Origin of the sequence: Thermodesulfobacterium geofontis OPF15 (genome assembly GCF_000215975.1) — a bacterium.
Classification (GTDB): Bacteria; Desulfobacterota; Thermodesulfobacteria; order Thermodesulfobacteriales; family Thermodesulfobacteriaceae; genus Thermodesulfobacterium; species Thermodesulfobacterium geofontis.
Window position 1 is genome coordinate 104,239 of sequence record NC_015682.1, and the last position, 14,815, is coordinate 119,053.

The 14,815-nt window shown below is 28.3% G+C and carries 15 protein-coding genes; 12 read left to right on the plus strand and 3 right to left on the minus strand.

The features are described from left to right. Positions 1-37: 37 nt before the first annotated feature. Genes smpB through TOPB45_RS00575 form a run of 4 tightly spaced genes read left to right on the plus strand, consistent with a single transcriptional unit; the run spans position 38 to position 5,241 of the window. Entirely contained in the window at positions 38-493 is a 456-nt protein-coding gene (smpB, locus tag TOPB45_RS00560; protein ID WP_013908926.1) for an SsrA-binding protein SmpB, read from the plus strand. After that, on the plus strand, positions 490-3,489 hold the full coding sequence (locus TOPB45_RS00565; protein WP_013908927.1) for an AAA family ATPase: 3,000 nt from the start codon (positions 490-492) through the stop codon (positions 3,487-3,489). Before smpB ends, TOPB45_RS00565 begins: the two co-directional genes overlap by 4 nt. 1 nt (position 3,490) lies before the next feature. Beyond that, positions 3,491-4,153: a molybdenum cofactor guanylyltransferase gene (gene mobA, locus TOPB45_RS00570; protein WP_013908928.1), complete on the plus strand. Its 663-nt coding sequence runs from the start codon at positions 3,491-3,493 to the stop codon at positions 4,151-4,153. Continuing rightward, a complete protein-coding gene (locus TOPB45_RS00575; protein ID WP_013908929.1) occupies positions 4,117-5,241 on the plus strand; it encodes a response regulator in 1,125 nt (374 codons plus the stop codon). Before mobA ends, TOPB45_RS00575 begins: the two co-directional genes overlap by 37 nt. Here TOPB45_RS00575 and TOPB45_RS00580 read toward each other — a convergent pair. Then, positions 5,230-5,958: a DUF72 domain-containing protein gene (locus tag TOPB45_RS00580; RefSeq protein WP_013908930.1), complete on the minus strand. Its 729-nt coding sequence runs from the start codon at positions 5,956-5,958 to the stop codon at positions 5,230-5,232. The genes TOPB45_RS00575 and TOPB45_RS00580 overlap by 12 nt on opposite strands. Positions 5,959-6,009: 51 nt before the next feature. Here TOPB45_RS00580 and TOPB45_RS00585 point away from each other — a divergent pair, with 51 nt between their 5' ends. The 6 genes from TOPB45_RS00585 (at position 6,010) to TOPB45_RS00610 (ending at position 9,620) form a co-directional block, all read left to right on the plus strand. After that, positions 6,010-6,282 carry a hypothetical protein gene (locus TOPB45_RS00585; RefSeq protein WP_013908931.1) on the plus strand — a complete coding sequence of 91 codons (273 nt, stop codon included), beginning with the start codon at positions 6,010-6,012 and terminating at the stop codon, positions 6,280-6,282. Between the two features lie 2 nt (positions 6,283-6,284). Then, entirely contained in the window at positions 6,285-6,911 is a 627-nt protein-coding gene (locus TOPB45_RS00590; protein WP_013908932.1) for a phosphorylase family protein, read from the plus strand. After that, the gene (locus TOPB45_RS00595; RefSeq protein WP_013908933.1) at positions 6,887-7,714 is read left to right on the plus strand and encodes a 1,4-dihydroxy-6-naphthoate synthase; all 828 of its coding nucleotides are present in this window, start codon (positions 6,887-6,889) and stop codon (positions 7,712-7,714) included. The genes TOPB45_RS00590 and TOPB45_RS00595 overlap by 25 nt, the downstream gene beginning before the upstream one ends. Before the next feature lie 4 nt (positions 7,715-7,718). Next, on the plus strand, positions 7,719-8,420 hold the full coding sequence (locus TOPB45_RS00600) for a MotA/TolQ/ExbB proton channel family protein (protein WP_013908934.1): 702 nt from the start codon (positions 7,719-7,721) through the stop codon (positions 8,418-8,420). A gap of 79 nt (positions 8,421-8,499) precedes the next feature. Beyond that, entirely contained in the window at positions 8,500-8,826 is a 327-nt protein-coding gene (gene trxA / locus TOPB45_RS00605; protein WP_013908935.1) for a thioredoxin, read from the plus strand. A gap of 11 nt (positions 8,827-8,837) precedes the next feature. Beyond that, positions 8,838-9,620: an outer membrane protein assembly factor BamD gene (locus TOPB45_RS00610; RefSeq protein WP_013908936.1), complete on the plus strand. Its 783-nt coding sequence runs from the start codon at positions 8,838-8,840 to the stop codon at positions 9,618-9,620. On the opposite strand, the gene TOPB45_RS00615 is transcribed toward TOPB45_RS00610, so the two are convergent. Together TOPB45_RS00615 and secA are read right to left on the minus strand one after the other, a co-directional pair. Next, positions 9,621-9,851 carry a hypothetical protein gene (locus tag TOPB45_RS00615; protein ID WP_013908937.1) on the minus strand — a complete coding sequence of 77 codons (231 nt, stop codon included), beginning with the start codon at positions 9,849-9,851 and terminating at the stop codon, positions 9,621-9,623. It abuts the gene before it with no gap. Beyond that, positions 9,832-12,603 (minus strand): preprotein translocase subunit SecA, encoded by a 2,772-nt coding sequence (gene secA, locus TOPB45_RS00620; RefSeq protein ID WP_013908938.1) that lies wholly within the window; start codon positions 12,601-12,603, stop codon positions 9,832-9,834. The genes TOPB45_RS00615 and secA overlap by 20 nt, the downstream gene beginning before the upstream one ends. 102 nt (positions 12,604-12,705) lie before the next feature. Between secA and truD the strand changes: the two genes are divergently transcribed. Together truD and waaF are read left to right on the plus strand one after the other, a co-directional pair. Beyond that, entirely contained in the window at positions 12,706-13,875 is a 1,170-nt protein-coding gene (gene truD / locus TOPB45_RS00625) for a tRNA pseudouridine(13) synthase TruD (protein WP_013908939.1), read from the plus strand. Then, complete coding sequence (waaF, locus tag TOPB45_RS00630; protein ID WP_013908940.1) at positions 13,856-14,812, plus strand: lipopolysaccharide heptosyltransferase II; 957 nt, start codon at positions 13,856-13,858, stop codon at positions 14,810-14,812. Before truD ends, waaF begins: the two co-directional genes overlap by 20 nt. The last annotated feature ends 3 nt before the right edge of the window (positions 14,813-14,815 follow it).

Below are 14,815 nucleotides of genomic sequence, written 5' to 3' on the forward strand. Positions count from 1 at the left end.
AATTGACTTTGAATTTAATATGTGCTATTTTTAAAATATGCCACAAAAAATAGTTTGTACTAATAAAAAAGCTCATCATCTTTATAATATAGAAGAAACTTATGAAGCTGGGATTCAGCTTCTTGGGTGTGAAGTGAAATCTCTAAGACAAGGGAGAGCTAACTTAAATGACAGTTTTGCAAGGGTAGTTAATGGTGAGGTTTTTCTTTATAACCTTCATATAAGCCCATATCCCCATAGTAGAGAAGCTCAAAATATAGATCCTACAAGAACAAGAAAACTCCTTTTAAGAAAATCTGAAATAAAAAGATTAGCAGGAAAGGTTCAAGAAAAAGGATATACTCTTATTCCATTAAAAATTTATTTTAATGAAAGAGGACTTGCCAAAGTAGAACTTGCTTTGGCTAAAGGTAAAAAGGTTTATGATAGAAGGGAAGAAATTAAAAGAAGAGACTTAGAAAGAGAATTAAAAAGAAAGTTTAAAATTAAATGAAACCCCTTTATCTTTCCATAAAAGGCTTTGGACCCTATCTCAAAGCTGAAATAAAAGAAGATGATTTTAAATTTCTAACAGAAAATAAACTTTTCTTAATCTCTGGAGAAATTGGGGCGGGTAAAACAACTATTTTTGATGCAATTGTCTATGCCCTCTACGGAGAAAGCACTATAGAAGGACGTAACCCAGCTGATCTTATTTCCCATTTTATTAAAAATAAACCTAATATAATTCCTGAAATTAATTTTAAATTTTTTTTAGATGGTAAAACTTATCAAATCATAAGACGTCCTTCCTTTAAAGGAAGGGCTGAAAATGTTTCTTTATGGATTGAAAATAAACTTTTTTCAGCAAAAAAAGAGGAAATAAAAGCAAAAATAAAGGAACTTATAGGACTTGATGCCAAACAGTTCAAAAAAGTCTTTCTTATCCCTCAAGGAGAATATAGAAAAATACTAATTGCTAAGAAGGAAGAAAGAGAGAACCTTCTTGAGACTATCTTTGAAACTTTTCTTTTTTCTAATTTAGAAGATTTTTTAAAAAATAAAATAAAAGATTTAAAAGAACTTTATCAGTCATTAAATGAAAGAGAAGAAGATTTAAAAAAAATTGCTCAAGTATCTAATTTTGAAGAACTAAAAAATAAAATCGAAGAACTTGAAAGAAAACAAAAGGATTTAGAAAACAAATTAAAATTTTATATCCTTAAAAAAGAAAAAATTGAAAAAGAAATAAAAGAAATAGAACATATTTTGCAACTTCAAAGAGAAATTAAAGAACTCTCGGAAAAATTTGAAAATCTTAAAAGTAAAGAAGAGGAAATTTGTATCAAAAAGGAAGTTTTAAAAAAATTAAAAATATTAAAAGAAAACCTAATTTTTTACGAAAATTTTGAAAAAATTAAAATTGAGTTAAAAAATAATCATCAAAAAAAGAAAAATTTAGCAAAAAATCTTTGCCAGATTGAAAAAATACTTGAATCACTTGAGATTGAAATTAAAGAGGTTTATCAAAAGGAAAAGGAAATAGAAAAAAAGAAACAGGAACTTCAAACTTTAAAAGAGTTAGAAAAACGTTTTGAAGAAAAAGAAATATTACACAAAAATTTGGAAAAAGTAGTTGAGCTTTTTCAAAAAAAGGCAAAAGAATTAGAGATTATCAAAGAAAAAATAAATACTTTAAAAAGGGAAGTAGAAAATGCTTTTGAAGAAAAAGACCAATTAAATAGAGCTACTTTTTTATTAAAAGAAAGAGAGATAATCACCGAATCACTCAAAGCCTTTGAAGAATATGAAAAATCAATATCAGAATTAAAAACAACTGAAAAAAAATTTAAAGAATTGAAAGCTTATTACGAAAATCTTGAGAATTTAAAAAGAGATTTAGAAATAAAAAATAGTGCCCAATATTTAGCAAAGTTTTTAAAAGAAGGAGAACCCTGCCCTGTTTGTGGCTCAATTTTTCATCCCCATCCAATTAAAACCGGAAATTTTATAGAAGAATTAAAAAGAAGAGAAAAAGAACTTTTAGAAAAAAAAGAAGAATTAGAAAAGGAAGAAAAGAGGTTTTTTAGCTTACAAGCTAAAATAGAAAATCTTGAAGAAATTTTACAGAACAAGGATAAGGAAAAACTTAACAAAGATTTTGAAAATATAGAAAAGGAACTTTCTAATCTGCCCCAAAAATATTTTCAAAATCCTACAAAAAATTTTGATATACTTTCAGAAATAGAAAAAAAAATCAAAAATCTAAAAACTCAATTAAATTATTTTGAAAATTTGGAAACAAAAAGAAGAGAGGAATTAGAAAACTTAAAAAAAGAGGAAGTAGCATTAAGAGAACGTTTAAATATTATTGAAGAACTTATCAAAAATTATTCTTCTCAAGAATTTAAGTCAAAAATAGATTATTTAGAAAGGGAAATTAAAGAATGGGAAAATAAAAAGGGGGAATTGGAAAATAATATTCGTCTTTTAAGAGAAGAAAAAATAAAAACTCAAACCCAATTAATAAATATAAAAGAATCAATAAAAAAAGATCTTCAGGAATACAAAAAGATTATTAAAAAATTGATTAGTCTAAAAAGAGAGGGCTTTCTAAGTTCTATAAATGATTTCAAAACTCAAGCTTCTACATTATCTAAAATAGAAGAAATTGAAGAGGAAATTTCAGACTTTTTTAATGAATTGGAAAGAATTAAAGAGAGACTTAAAGAAGTTAAAAACAATTTAGAAATTTATAAAAAAAAATGGGAACCCTTAACTCAAAAAACCTTAGAAGAAGAAAAATTATATTCAGAATTAGAATTAAAAAAGAATGAAAAAAGACTTTTAGAAGAGGCTTTAGGAAATTTAAATAAAGATATAGGAAGAGTAGAAAAAGATATATTACATTTTCAAGAAATTTTAATAGCCTATGAAAAATTAATAAAAGATAAAAAATCTTTAGAAGATGAGTATCCATTCTTAGAGGCTTTATACAATATCATTGCTGGAAAAAATAAAAAAGGAGTTTCTTTCCATTCTTTTGTTCTTTCCCTTTTTGCCCAGCTTATTTTAAAAAGGGCTAATTTTTATTTTAAAGAATTTTCCTTTGGTAGATATAAATTTATAGAAGATGAAGTATTACAAAAAAAATTTATTTTAGAAGTTTTTGATCATTATACAGGGAGTAAAAGGGAGACAAAGACTCTTTCTGGAGGTGAATCCTTTTTAGCTACTCTTTCTTTAGCCCTTGGAACTTCAGATGTAATTTTATATTTATATAGGACCCGTCCTTTTGAATCCCTTTTTATTGACGAGGGTTTTGGAAGCCTTGATGAAAATACTCTTGAAAAAGTAGTTAACACCTTATTAAATTTAGCTCATCATAGTGGAAGGATAATTGGAATTATATCTCATTTAAAGGAACTAAAAGATAAATTTCCTGTAGTTTTAGAGGTTTATAAAAATCAATTTTCAGGAAGTTATATAAAAATAAATAAAAACTTTTAAAATGAGATTAAAACTGCTTATTTTAGCAGGAGGTAAAGGAAGTAGATTAGGAGGAAAAAAGGCCATTATACCATTTTTTGGAAAACCTCTTATTTATTGGGTTTTTAAAAATCTAAAAGATCTTTCCTCTCCCATTTATATTTCAGTAAAAAATGAGACTCAAGAAGAAGAAATTAAAAAAGAATTAATTAAAGAAAAAGTAGAATTTGACGAAATAATATTTATTAGAGATTTATATCCAGAAATTGAGGGGCCTTTGTCAGGTATAATTTCAGCTTTAAAACTTTTTTCAGAAGAATCTGCTTTTTTAGTGGCAGCAGTAGATCAACCCTTAATAAGTAAAAATTTTTTAAATTATTTAGATCTACTTTCTTATATTTTTTGCAATCAATTCGTAATAGTAAGTAAAGGAAGAGAAAAAATAAATCCCTTCCCCGGGGTCTATCCCTGTTCTTTGAAAGGAGAAATGGAAACTTTCTTATTTAATTCCCCCAAAAAAAGCCTTTTTAGATTTTTTCAATATTTAACTACAAATCAAAGAATTTTTTTTATTGAAAATGATCAAAAAATAGAAACTGAAACATTTATAAATATTAATACCTTAGAAGATTTAAAAAGAGCAGAAATATGTTTTTACCAGAAGCTGAAGAACCAAAAAATGTAAAAATTTTAGTAGTTGACGACGATGCTTCTACTCGAGAAAACCTTAAAGAAATTCTTTCATTAGAAGGCTATCAAGTTTATACTGCTGAAAATGGAAAAGAGGCTTTAGAGATGTTATCTCATCTCAATCCAGATATAATGGTTGTTGATCTTTTTATGCCTGAATTAGATGGGATATCTCTATGTAAAATTGTAAAGAATAATACTGAAACTGTAGATATAGGAATTATTTTAATCACTGCAGCTAATGATATAGATTCAAGAATTAAAGGGCTTGCAGGAGGAGCTGATGATTTTCTTAATAAACCTTTTCTTATTCCGGAGCTAAAGGCAAGAATAGCCTCTCTTTCTAAAATTAAAAAATATAGAGATTTTTTAAAAAATTATCAAAATCTGTTAGAAAGAGAAGTTGAAAAAAAGACCTCAGAACTTCAAAAACTTTACTTACAATTACAAATAGCTTACAATGAAATCAAAGATCTTTCCTTAGAGATAATTTATAGACTTGCTAAGGCTGCTGAATTTAAAGATGAATATACAGGTTTTCATATTCAAAGAATAGGTTTTTACTCTACAAAAATTGCAGAACATTTAGGATTAAGTAAAGAACAAGTCGAACTTATAAAATATAGTTCCCCTTTACATGATATTGGCAAATTGAGAATTCCCGATCATATTCTATTAAAACCTGGTCCTCTTACTAAAGATGAATGGGAAATAATGAAAACACATACTATTATGGGAGCAAAGATACTTGAAGGCTCAAAAATAAAATATCTAAAGGCTGCAGAAAAAATAGCACTTTTACATCATGAAAAATGGGATGGAACTGGTTATCCTTATGGATTAAAAGGGAAAAAGATACCTCTTTTTGCAAGAATTGTATCCATCGCTGATGTTTTTGATGCTTTAACCTCTGATAGACCTTATAGAAAAGCCTTTTCTGTAGAGGAGGCTTTTGAAATTATTAAAAATGAATCAGGCAAACACTTTGATCCCGAATTAGTTGAGATATTTTTAAAAATTAAGGATGAAATTATAGAAATAAGAACTCTCTTCAAAGACGAAAAAAACAATTTAAGTTTTTAAAATTTCTTTTAATCTCAAAGCATTAGGAACAGCATAGCCTTCTGCTGTGTTATCAAAATAGATAAAAGCTGAATTAATTTTGAAAGTTTTTATTTTCTCAGCAAGCTTTTGAAGTTCCTCTTCCTCATAGCTTGACACATAAAGTTTTTTTGATCCATGAAGTCTAATGTATAAATAGTCTGTAGTTTGCACTTCATACCAAGAAGGATATTTTCCAGCACAATCAGAAAAACATAAGCATACTTTATATTTTTTTAAAAGTTCTATAAACTCATCGTTATGAAAAGAAATATTTCTTATTTCTATAGTGTTAAGATAATCTGAAGGTAAAATCTTTAAAAATTTTTCTAAAGTTTCTTTATGATATTTAAAGGAGGGAGGTAACTGAAATAGAAGAATCTTCCCCTTTTCTTTTAAAGGAGATATAACTTTAAGAAAGTTATTTAAATCTTCTTCTACTTCTCTAAGTTTTTTTATATGAGTTATGGCTTTAGGAGCTTTAACAGAAAAAATAAAATCTTTGGGAGTCTCTTCATACCATTTTTTAAAAGTTTTTGCTGTTGGGATTTTATAGAAAGTAGCATTTATCTCTACAGTATTAAATTGTTGAGAATAAATTTTTAACCATTCTCTGGGTTTACTTTCAAAAGGGTATAAATAGCCTTTAAAAGAATAATAACTCCAGCCACAGGTTCCAATATAATACTTGACTTTCATATCCTTTAAAGTAGAATATTTTTAAAAATTTTAAAGTGATTTTTTTAAATTTTGGTTAAAAATTTCAAAAATGAAAAGGATTTAAAACTCTTTATAAAAAGATTTTTAAAAGAAAATTTAAAAGGCCTTCCTCCAGAAAGTAAGATCGAGATTAAAGTTATTAAAATTAAACCAGCTGAGGTAATTTTAGAATTTCCCTTTTATTCTGAAGGAAATTTAATAAGAGTAAACGAAGTAGATTTTTTGTTAAAAAATCTAATAGATCTTGGAATAAGGGCTCAAGTTAAATATATAGATGATGTGGGAATCTTTGAGGAAAATTAAAAATGCATAAACTAACAGTTTTTGTTCCTTCTGAATTAGAAGCAGAGGTTTTAAAAGATCTTGATTTAGATTTGCAAATTATTGGAATTGGCCCAATTGAATCTGCTTTATCTTCCTATGAAATTTTACTAAACAAAAAAACTAATTTAGTTTTTTTAACTGGTTGGGCTGGAGCCTATCCAGAAACTGAGTTAGATATAGGAGATATAGTAGTAGCAACTCAAGAAATATTTGCTGATTTTGGAAGAAAATATAAAACTCACTATGCTTCTTTCCCTGAAAATTTAAAAGTTTGCAATAGTTGTTCTTTAAACCATGCTTTTACTGAGAAAGTTATTCAACTTTTAGAAGACTTTGATTTAACTCCTGTTGTTGGGAGTTTTTCTACTGTATGTTCAGCAACTTATGATTTAAATAGAGCTTATTTTATAAAGGAAAAATTTGATGTTATAGCAGAAAACATGGAAGGTTTTGGAGTTGCTAAAGCTTGTGAAAAATTAAAGGTTCATATGGTTGAAATAAGAGTGATAAGTAACCTTCTTTCTCAACCAGAAAAGGAGTGGGATAAAACAAAGGCTTCGGAAGTTTTAAAAAAGGTTTGGGAATGCTTAGTGAAAAATTGGAGATAGCTCTTTCTCCTTGTCCTAATGATGTTTTTATAGTTTCAGGAATAATTCTTAAAAAAATTAAATCTCCTTTTGAGGTTAATTTTTATTTTGAAGATATAGAAACTTTAAATAATTTAGCTATAAAAAGAGTTTTTCCAATAATTAAAGCTTCTTTTGCTATATGGAATTTTATCTTTTCTGATTATGAGCTTTTACCTGTTGGCTCTGCCCTTGGATTTAGTGTAGGCCCCTTACTTGTAGGATTAAAATCCTATTCAATTGAAGATTTTAGCAAATTAAAAATTGCTATCCCTGGAAAATATACTACTGCTCATATGCTTTTTAATTTTTATTATCAAGATAAAATAGAAAAAATCTTCGTAAAATATGACCAAGTAATTCCCTTCTTATTAGAAGGTAAAACTGAACTTGGGATTCTTATTCATGAAGGAAGATTTTTGTACTATAAATATGGTTTACATAAAATTTTAGATCTGGGAGAATATTGGGAAAAAATTACTAAAGCCCCTCTTCCCTTAGGAGGATTTTTTATTAAAAAAGCCTTATCAAAAAAAATTAAAAACGAAATTGTTAATCTTTTTAGAAAAAGTATTAATTGGGCTAAAAATAATTGGGGAGAGGTTTTTCCTTTATTAAAAAATTATGCTCAAGAAATGGAAGAAGAAATTATTAAAAAACATGTTGATACCTATGTAAATGAGTATACCTATGAATTAAAAGATTTTGCTTTAGAAGGCTTGACAATTTTAAAGGACTTCTTAAATATTAAAAAATCTTTAAAAGATCTCATTTGGGGAATTTAATTTTATGGAATTATGGAAAGTATTTTTACAAACTGGATATGTGGGAAAATTTGTTCTTTTAATATTACTTATTATGAGTATTCAAAGCTGGTATATAATTATCGCAAATTATTTCAGATATAAAGCTTTTAAAAATCTTCTCTACGAGATAGATTCATTAATAAAAAAGACTAAAGATTTATCCTCTTTAATAAAAGAAACTAAAGAAATGGAAGCTCATCTTTTAGGGCATAGCATAAAAAAAATTGTAGCTTCTTTTGGAGAAATTTATGAAAATTATTTTGAAAAAAGGGATGAATCTAAAAATTTTAATTTAGAAATAGCTCTTAATTTAGCTGAAAAAGAACTTATAGAAAAAGCTTTAATAGAGCAAGAAAATATCATTATGAAATTAAGTAAAGGGTTAGGAGTTCTTGCTACAGTAGGAAATGTAGCACCATTTATAGGTCTTTTTGGAACTGTTTGGGGTATAATGAAAGCCTTTCATGACATTGGCTTAAAAGGTAGCGCAAGTTTAGCAACTGTTGCACCAGGAATTGCAGAAGCTCTTATTAATACAGCTATGGGGCTTTTTTGTGCTATTCCTGCAGTAATAGCCTATAATTATTATCTTTTAAAAAAAGAAGAAACTTCTAAGACTCTTGAGATTCTCTTTAAAAGAATTCTTCTTATTTTGAAAAGGGGTTTTATTTCTTACAAAATTTAAATATTAATTGAAGTTTGTAAAAATTGTATTAAATTAATTTTTTTAAAGGTTTTTATATTTTGAGGAGGGAGGGGCTATAATGGCAACTTGTATAGTAACTGATCAAAATTTTGAAAAAGAGGTTTTAAAATCAGAGGTTCCTGTATTAGTAGATTTTTGGGCAGCATGGTGTGGACCATGTAAAGTTATTGCACCCATTATTGACGAGATAGCAGAAGAATTAGAAGGGAAAGTAAAGGTTTGCAAAATAAATGTTGATGAAAATCCTATAACACCTGGTAAATACGGAATAAGGGCTATCCCTACTTTAATTATTTTTAAAAAGGGAGAACCAATAGAGGTTATCGTTGGAGCAGTATCAAAAAGTGTAATTTTAAATGCCTTAAATAAAGCATTATCTTCTTAAATTTTTATGAGATGAATTTTTTTGATTTTATTAAAAAATCTTTTTTAATTATTTTTTTATTTTTTATTGCGATCTCTTTAAATTCTTGCGGGACCCTTTCAAAAATTTCATCTGGTATAGAAACTCAATTTTCTGAAGCTTTTGGGAAAAAGAAGAAGAAAGAAGAAGAACCTATACTTATTGAACTTTTAAGAGATGCAGAAAAAAATTTTGCTAAAGGAAATTATGAAAAAGCTTATGAAACTTACAAAGAAATAAGAGATAAGTTCCCAGGTTCTCCGCAAGCTGTTCTTGCTCAATTAAGAATGGCAGATTCAAAATTCTGGCAAGAAGATTATTTAGAAGCTATAGCTCTTTATGAGGAGTTTGAAAAATTTTATCCAAATAATGAAGCAATACCTTATGTAATTTATCAAATAGGAACCTGTTATTATAAGATGAAACGTTCTTATGATAGAGATCAAAGTTATACAGAAAAAGCTATCTCTACTTATCAAAGACTATTACAAAACTTTCCTGATAGTCCCTATAGAGCTGAAGCAGAAAAGAGGATTAAAGAACTTAGAGAGCTTTTAGCTCAACATGAATTGTACATAGCTAAATTTTATTATAAGATTAAGTATTATAGAGGTGCATACCAAAGAATTCTTTACATTATAAATAACTATCCCGAGACTTATGCTTCAAAGGAAGCCCAAAAACTTGTATTAACTTATTATCAGAAAGCCCTTTTAGAAACTAAAGAATTTGCAGAGGGAACTAAAAAAGATTTTTGGGGGGATAAGGTTCCTTAATTATTCTTCGTAAGTAAATTCTATCTCTTCTTTTTTTTCTTTAGCTTCTTTCTCTGTTTCAAATGTTTCAAGGATAGATCTTTCCTTAAAATCATCTGCAGTTAAAAAGGGCTTAGAAGCTGAGGGAGGAAAATATCCTAATTTTTCAAGCACCATACCCATATCAGATCCGCATTTAGGACAAATTTTAATTTCTTCAGAAAAAATATAATTACATTTTAGACATTTCATCTCTTATCTCTCCTTGTTCTAAATTTTTACCACAACATTTTTTATATTTTTTACCACTTCCACAAGGACATGGATCATTTCTTCCTATTTTTTGAACTCTTATAGGTTGAGAAGCCGCTTCTTCACCTTCTTTAAAAGGATCTTCTCTTTTATATTGAAGCTTCTTACTATCAATTTCCTCCTTTTCTAATTCTTCTATTATTTCTTCGGAAGACTCCCTTGTTTCTTTAATTTCTATTCTAAAAAGATAGGAAAGAGTTATCTCTTTTATTCTTTTCATTAAGTCTACAAACAAATAAAAAGCTTCTTTTTTATATTCTTGTAAAGGATTCTTTTGCCCATATCCTCTTAATCCTGTACTTTCTTTCAAATGATCAAGCATTAATAAATGTTCTTTCCATAAGGTATCTATAGTAGTTAAAAGAAAATATTTTTCAAGACCTCTTAGAGTTTCAGAACCTATTATTTTTTCTTTTTCCTCATATCTTTTTAAAGCGGAATTTTTTAATTCTTTTACTAAATCTTCTTTTTTTGAAAAATTCACATCTATTTCTGGACTAAAAGCGAAGATTTCTTTAAATCTTTGTAAAAGTGTCTCTAAATTTTCCTTTTCAAAATGTTTATTTTCAATAAATGCCTCTTCTACAATTTCTTCACACTTTTCCTCTATCATAGAAATAATCCAGTCTTTTATAGAATCACTTTTTAATATCTCTTTTCTTTGAGAATATATTGTTTCTCTTTGTTTGTTCATTACATCATCATATTCTAAAAGATATTTTCTTATTTCGAAATGATAGGCTTCCACTTTTTTTTGAGCTTGTTCTATAGCTTTTGATAACCAAGGATGTTCTAAAGGCTCCCCTTCTGGTAATCCAAGTTTTTCCATAAAGGTTTTAAGTTTTTCAGATCCAAAAAGTCTCAAAAGATCATCCTCTAAAGATAAAAAGAAACGAGATGCTCCTGGATCACCCTGTCTCCCTGCTCTTCCTCTTAATTGATTATCTATCCTTCTTGATTCATGTCTCTCAGTTCCAATAATATATAAACCCCCAAGAGCCTTTACTTTTTCAGCATCTTTTTGGCATTCTAAATATTTTTCATAAAGAACCTTCGCCCAGTAATCTTTATATTTAGTAGTAGGATCAAGTCCTTGTCTTGCCATAGCAAGTACTTCATTCCAAGCTCTTTCATCAATTTCAGACAAATCATACCCCTCTGCTTCAAGCTGAGCTTTAGCAAGCCCCTCTGGATTACCTCCTAAAATAATGTCAACTCCTCTACCTGCCATATTAGTAGCTATGGTTACAGTATGAGATCTTCCAGCTTGTGCGATAATTTGGGCTTCTTTTTCGTGATGCTTTGCATTTAAAACTTGATGAGGAATTTTCCTCTTTTTTAGCATTTTTGAAAGGAGTTCATTTTTTTCAATACTTGTAGTTCCTACAAGTACAGGTCTTCCTTCTTTATAACATTTTTCTATTTCTTCAACCACCTTTTCAAATTTTTCTTTTTGGGTTCTGAAAACCACATCAGGATAGTCAATTCTTATCATGGGTTTATGAGTAGGAATAACTACTACATCAAGATTATAAATTTCTTTAAATTCAGCAGCCTCTGTTTCTGCAGTTCCTGTCATACCAGCAAGTTTTTCATACATTCTAAAATAATTCTGAATGGTTATCATAGCTAAGGTCTGATTTTCAGCCTCAATTCTTAATCTTTCTTTAGCTTCTATAGCTTGATGAAGACCGTCACTCCATCTTCTACCAGGCATTAACCTTCCAGTAAATTCATCTACAATTATTACTTTTCCATCCTTAACTACATAATCTACATCCCTTTTAAATAGATGATGTGCTCTTAAAGCTTGATTTATATGATGAATAAGTCTAACATATCTTGGATTATACAAATTTTTTATACCGAGAAGTCTTTCACATTCTGCAATTCCTTCTTCTGTTAAAAAAGCATTTTTAGTTTTTTCATCCACAGTAAAATGAATGTCTTTTTTAAGTTTTCTTACAATTTCATCTATGTAATAATAAAGATCTGTTGATTCTTCAGAAGGACCAGAAATAATCAGTGGAGTCCTTGCCTCATCTATTAAAATAGAATCTACTTCATCTATGATGGCATAATAATGCCCTCTCTGAACCATATCTTCTAAGGAATATTTCATGTTGTCACGGAGATAGTCAAAACCAAATTCGCTATTTGTTCCATAAGTTATATCGCAGGCATAAGCTTTTTTCCTTTCTGAATCACTCATTTGATTTTGAAGATATCCAACAGTTAAGCCCAAAAATCTATAAATAGGCCCCATCCATTCAGCATCTCTTTTAGCAAGGTAATCATTAACTGTGACTATGTGGACACCTTTACCTGTTAGGGCATTTAAATAAGCAGGAAGAGTTGCAACTAAAGTTTTCCCCTCTCCTGTTTTCATTTCAGCAATTTTACCTTCATGTAAGACAATTCCACCCATAATTTGAACATCAAAATGACGCATTCCAAGAACTCTTCTTGCAGCCTCTCTTACTACAGCAAAGGCTTCTGGCAAAATATCATCAAGAGTAGCTCCTCTTTCCAATCTCTCCTTAAATTCTACAGTTTTTCTTGAAAGTTCAGCATCAGAAAGTTTTTGCATTTCAGGTTCTAAAGAATTTATTTTTTCAACTATAGGTTTAAGCCTTTTTAATTCTCTTTCGTTTTTTGTTCCTACAATTTTTGCTAAAACTCGAGCAATCATAATAAAATTCTCACCTTTTTGGATTTTTAATAATTTAATACTTTTTCTTTATAAAACAACCTACCTTGTTTTTTAGATTCCTTTCTTTTAAAATAAGGCTTGATGAAAATAAAAGAAAAATTAGAAGATTTTGTTGTTTCAGAAATTGCAGACATTTATCCTGAAGGAAAGGGAGAATATTCCCTTTATATGCTTAAAAAATTAAATATTTCAACTTGGGACGCACTGGGGAAGATTGCAAAAAAATTGAGAATTTCCATGGATTCTATAAATTATGGAGGATTAAAAGATAAAAAGGCAATAGCTCATCAATTTATTACCATTAAAGGAGGACCTAAAAGAGATATAAAAGAAAAGGAATTTGAGCTTATATATTTAGGAAAAACAACTAAACCTATGTCGAAGGATCTCCTTATAGGAAATAAATTTGAGATTATTGTAAGAGATTTTCAAATAGAAGAAAAAAAGTTTGATAGAGAAGTAGAGTTGGTAAGAAAATTTGGACTTTCAAATTATTTTAACGAACAAAGATTTGGTTCCATTAAAAGTTCTAAGGAATTTGCTGCAAAAGAAATTATTTTAGGAAATTACGAAAGGGCTCTATATCTTATGATGGCTGAAGGAAGTGCTGTTGATATAGAAAAAACAAGAAAATTTAGAGATTGCTTAAAAAAACATTGGGGAAATTTTGAAAAATGTTTGGAATTTGCTAAAGTTAATTGGGAAAAAAATTTGCTAAATTTTTTAATAACTCATAAACCTTCTAAAAGGACTTTTAAACGAGCTTTAAATCTAGTAGATAAAGAATATCTCTTTTTCTTAGGAAATGCCTACCAAAGTTATTTGTGGAATGAAGTATTAAAAGAAGTCATTTTAAGGCTTGAAATACCATATTTTGAAATTTCTTATCTTTTAGGAAAACTATTTTTTTATAAAGAAGTACCAGCTGATAAATGGGAAATATTGAAAAATTTAAAATTACCTTTACCATCCCCTAAGCTAAAATTTAAAGAAAAGTTTGAAAACTTAAATTTAGAAGAAATTTATAATGAAATATGTAAAAGGGAAGGCTTAGACAATATTAAAAATTTGAGAAGCTTTATAAAAGGACTTATATTTAAAACCTATCCAAGACCAGCGGTTATTTTTCCAGAAAAATTAGAATGGGAAAAACTTGATAACACAACTATAAAAATAAAATTTACTTTAGAAAAAGGAGCTTATGCAACTTTAGTTGTAAAGAGGCTTTGTTATGGTTATCAGAATCCCTAACTGGCTTGGTGATGCCTTAATGGCAACCCCTGTATATTATAATCTTTGCCAAAAAGAAAAAATTTATTTATTTGGACCTTCTCCTATAGTAAATCTTTTCAAATTTTTTCCTAATACAGAAATTCTCTATTATGAAAAAGGTAATACCAAAAAAAATTTAGAAATTTTAAAACCTTTTAAAAAGGAGATTGGACTTCTTCTTACTAACTCTTTTTCTTCAGCTTGGCTTTTTTTTAGAGCTGGTATTCAAGAAAGATGGGGATATGCAAAAGACTTTAGAAGTTTTCTTTTAACAAGGGCTATCAAACCTCCTCGTCAAAAAATCCACCAAAGAGATTATTATTTATATCTCTTAAAAGCCTTAGGACTTCCTTATGAATATAAAGAGTTACTCTTACCTCTTGATGAAAAAATAGTAGAGATGGCTAAAGCTTTTTTAAAAGAACTTAAAGATAAACCCTTTGTTATTATAGCACCAGGTGCTGCTTATGGACCAGCTAAAATGTGGCCTAAGGAATATTACAAAGAACTTGCTTCCAATCTTGTGAAAAAAGGTTTTACCGTAATTGTTGTAGGAAGTTTAAAAGAAAAAGAGGTAGGAGCTTTTATAAAAGATGGAAAAAAGGAAATATATAATTTTTGCGGAAAAACAAATTTGAATGAGGTTGCAGGAATTTTCTCCTTAGCTAAAGCTGTTATTTCTAACGATTCGGGGCTTATGCATCTTGCAGCAGCTCTAAAGGTACCTCAAATTGCTATTTTTGGTTCCACTGACCCAGAAAAAACAGGACCTTTAAATAAAAAAGCTATAGTTTTAAAGGCTAATCTTTCTTGTAGTCCCTGTTTTAAAAGAACTTGCAAATACGAACACTATAATTGTCTAAAATCAATCTCTCCCAAGGAAGTTTTAGAAGCTTTAGAAAAATTAATTTCCTAATTT

What these genes read in the sequence shown, in the direction of transcription:
- TOPB45_RS00595 (WP_013908933.1), top strand. Translation starts at nt 6,887, where the DNA reads ATGCTTAGTGAAAAATTGGAGATAGCTCTTTCTCCTTGTCCTAATGAT.
- truD (WP_013908939.1), top strand. Translation starts at nt 12,706, where the DNA reads ATGAAAATAAAAGAAAAATTAGAAGATTTTGTTGTTTCAGAAATTGCA.
- TOPB45_RS00580 (WP_013908930.1), bottom strand. Translation starts at nt 5,958, where the DNA reads ATGAAAGTCAAGTATTATATTGGAACCTGTGGCTGGAGTTATTATTCT.
- secA (WP_013908938.1), bottom strand. Translation starts at nt 12,603, where the DNA reads ATGATTGCTCGAGTTTTAGCAAAAATTGTAGGAACAAAAAACGAAAGA.
- smpB (WP_013908926.1), top strand. Translation starts at nt 38, where the DNA reads ATGCCACAAAAAATAGTTTGTACTAATAAAAAAGCTCATCATCTTTAT.
- TOPB45_RS00615 (WP_013908937.1), bottom strand. Translation starts at nt 9,851, where the DNA reads ATGAAATGTCTAAAATGTAATTATATTTTTTCTGAAGAAATTAAAATT.
- TOPB45_RS00565 (WP_013908927.1), top strand. Translation starts at nt 490, where the DNA reads ATGAAACCCCTTTATCTTTCCATAAAAGGCTTTGGACCCTATCTCAAA.
- trxA (WP_013908935.1), top strand. Translation starts at nt 8,500, where the DNA reads ATGGCAACTTGTATAGTAACTGATCAAAATTTTGAAAAAGAGGTTTTA.
- TOPB45_RS00590 (WP_013908932.1), top strand. Translation starts at nt 6,285, where the DNA reads ATGCATAAACTAACAGTTTTTGTTCCTTCTGAATTAGAAGCAGAGGTT.
- mobA (WP_013908928.1), top strand. Translation starts at nt 3,491, where the DNA reads ATGAGATTAAAACTGCTTATTTTAGCAGGAGGTAAAGGAAGTAGATTA.
- TOPB45_RS00600 (WP_013908934.1), top strand. Translation starts at nt 7,719, where the DNA reads ATGGAATTATGGAAAGTATTTTTACAAACTGGATATGTGGGAAAATTT.
- TOPB45_RS00610 (WP_013908936.1), top strand. Translation starts at nt 8,838, where the DNA reads ATGAATTTTTTTGATTTTATTAAAAAATCTTTTTTAATTATTTTTTTA.
- TOPB45_RS00575 (WP_013908929.1), top strand. Translation starts at nt 4,117, where the DNA reads ATGTTTTTACCAGAAGCTGAAGAACCAAAAAATGTAAAAATTTTAGTA.
- waaF (WP_013908940.1), top strand. Translation starts at nt 13,856, where the DNA reads ATGGTTATCAGAATCCCTAACTGGCTTGGTGATGCCTTAATGGCAACC.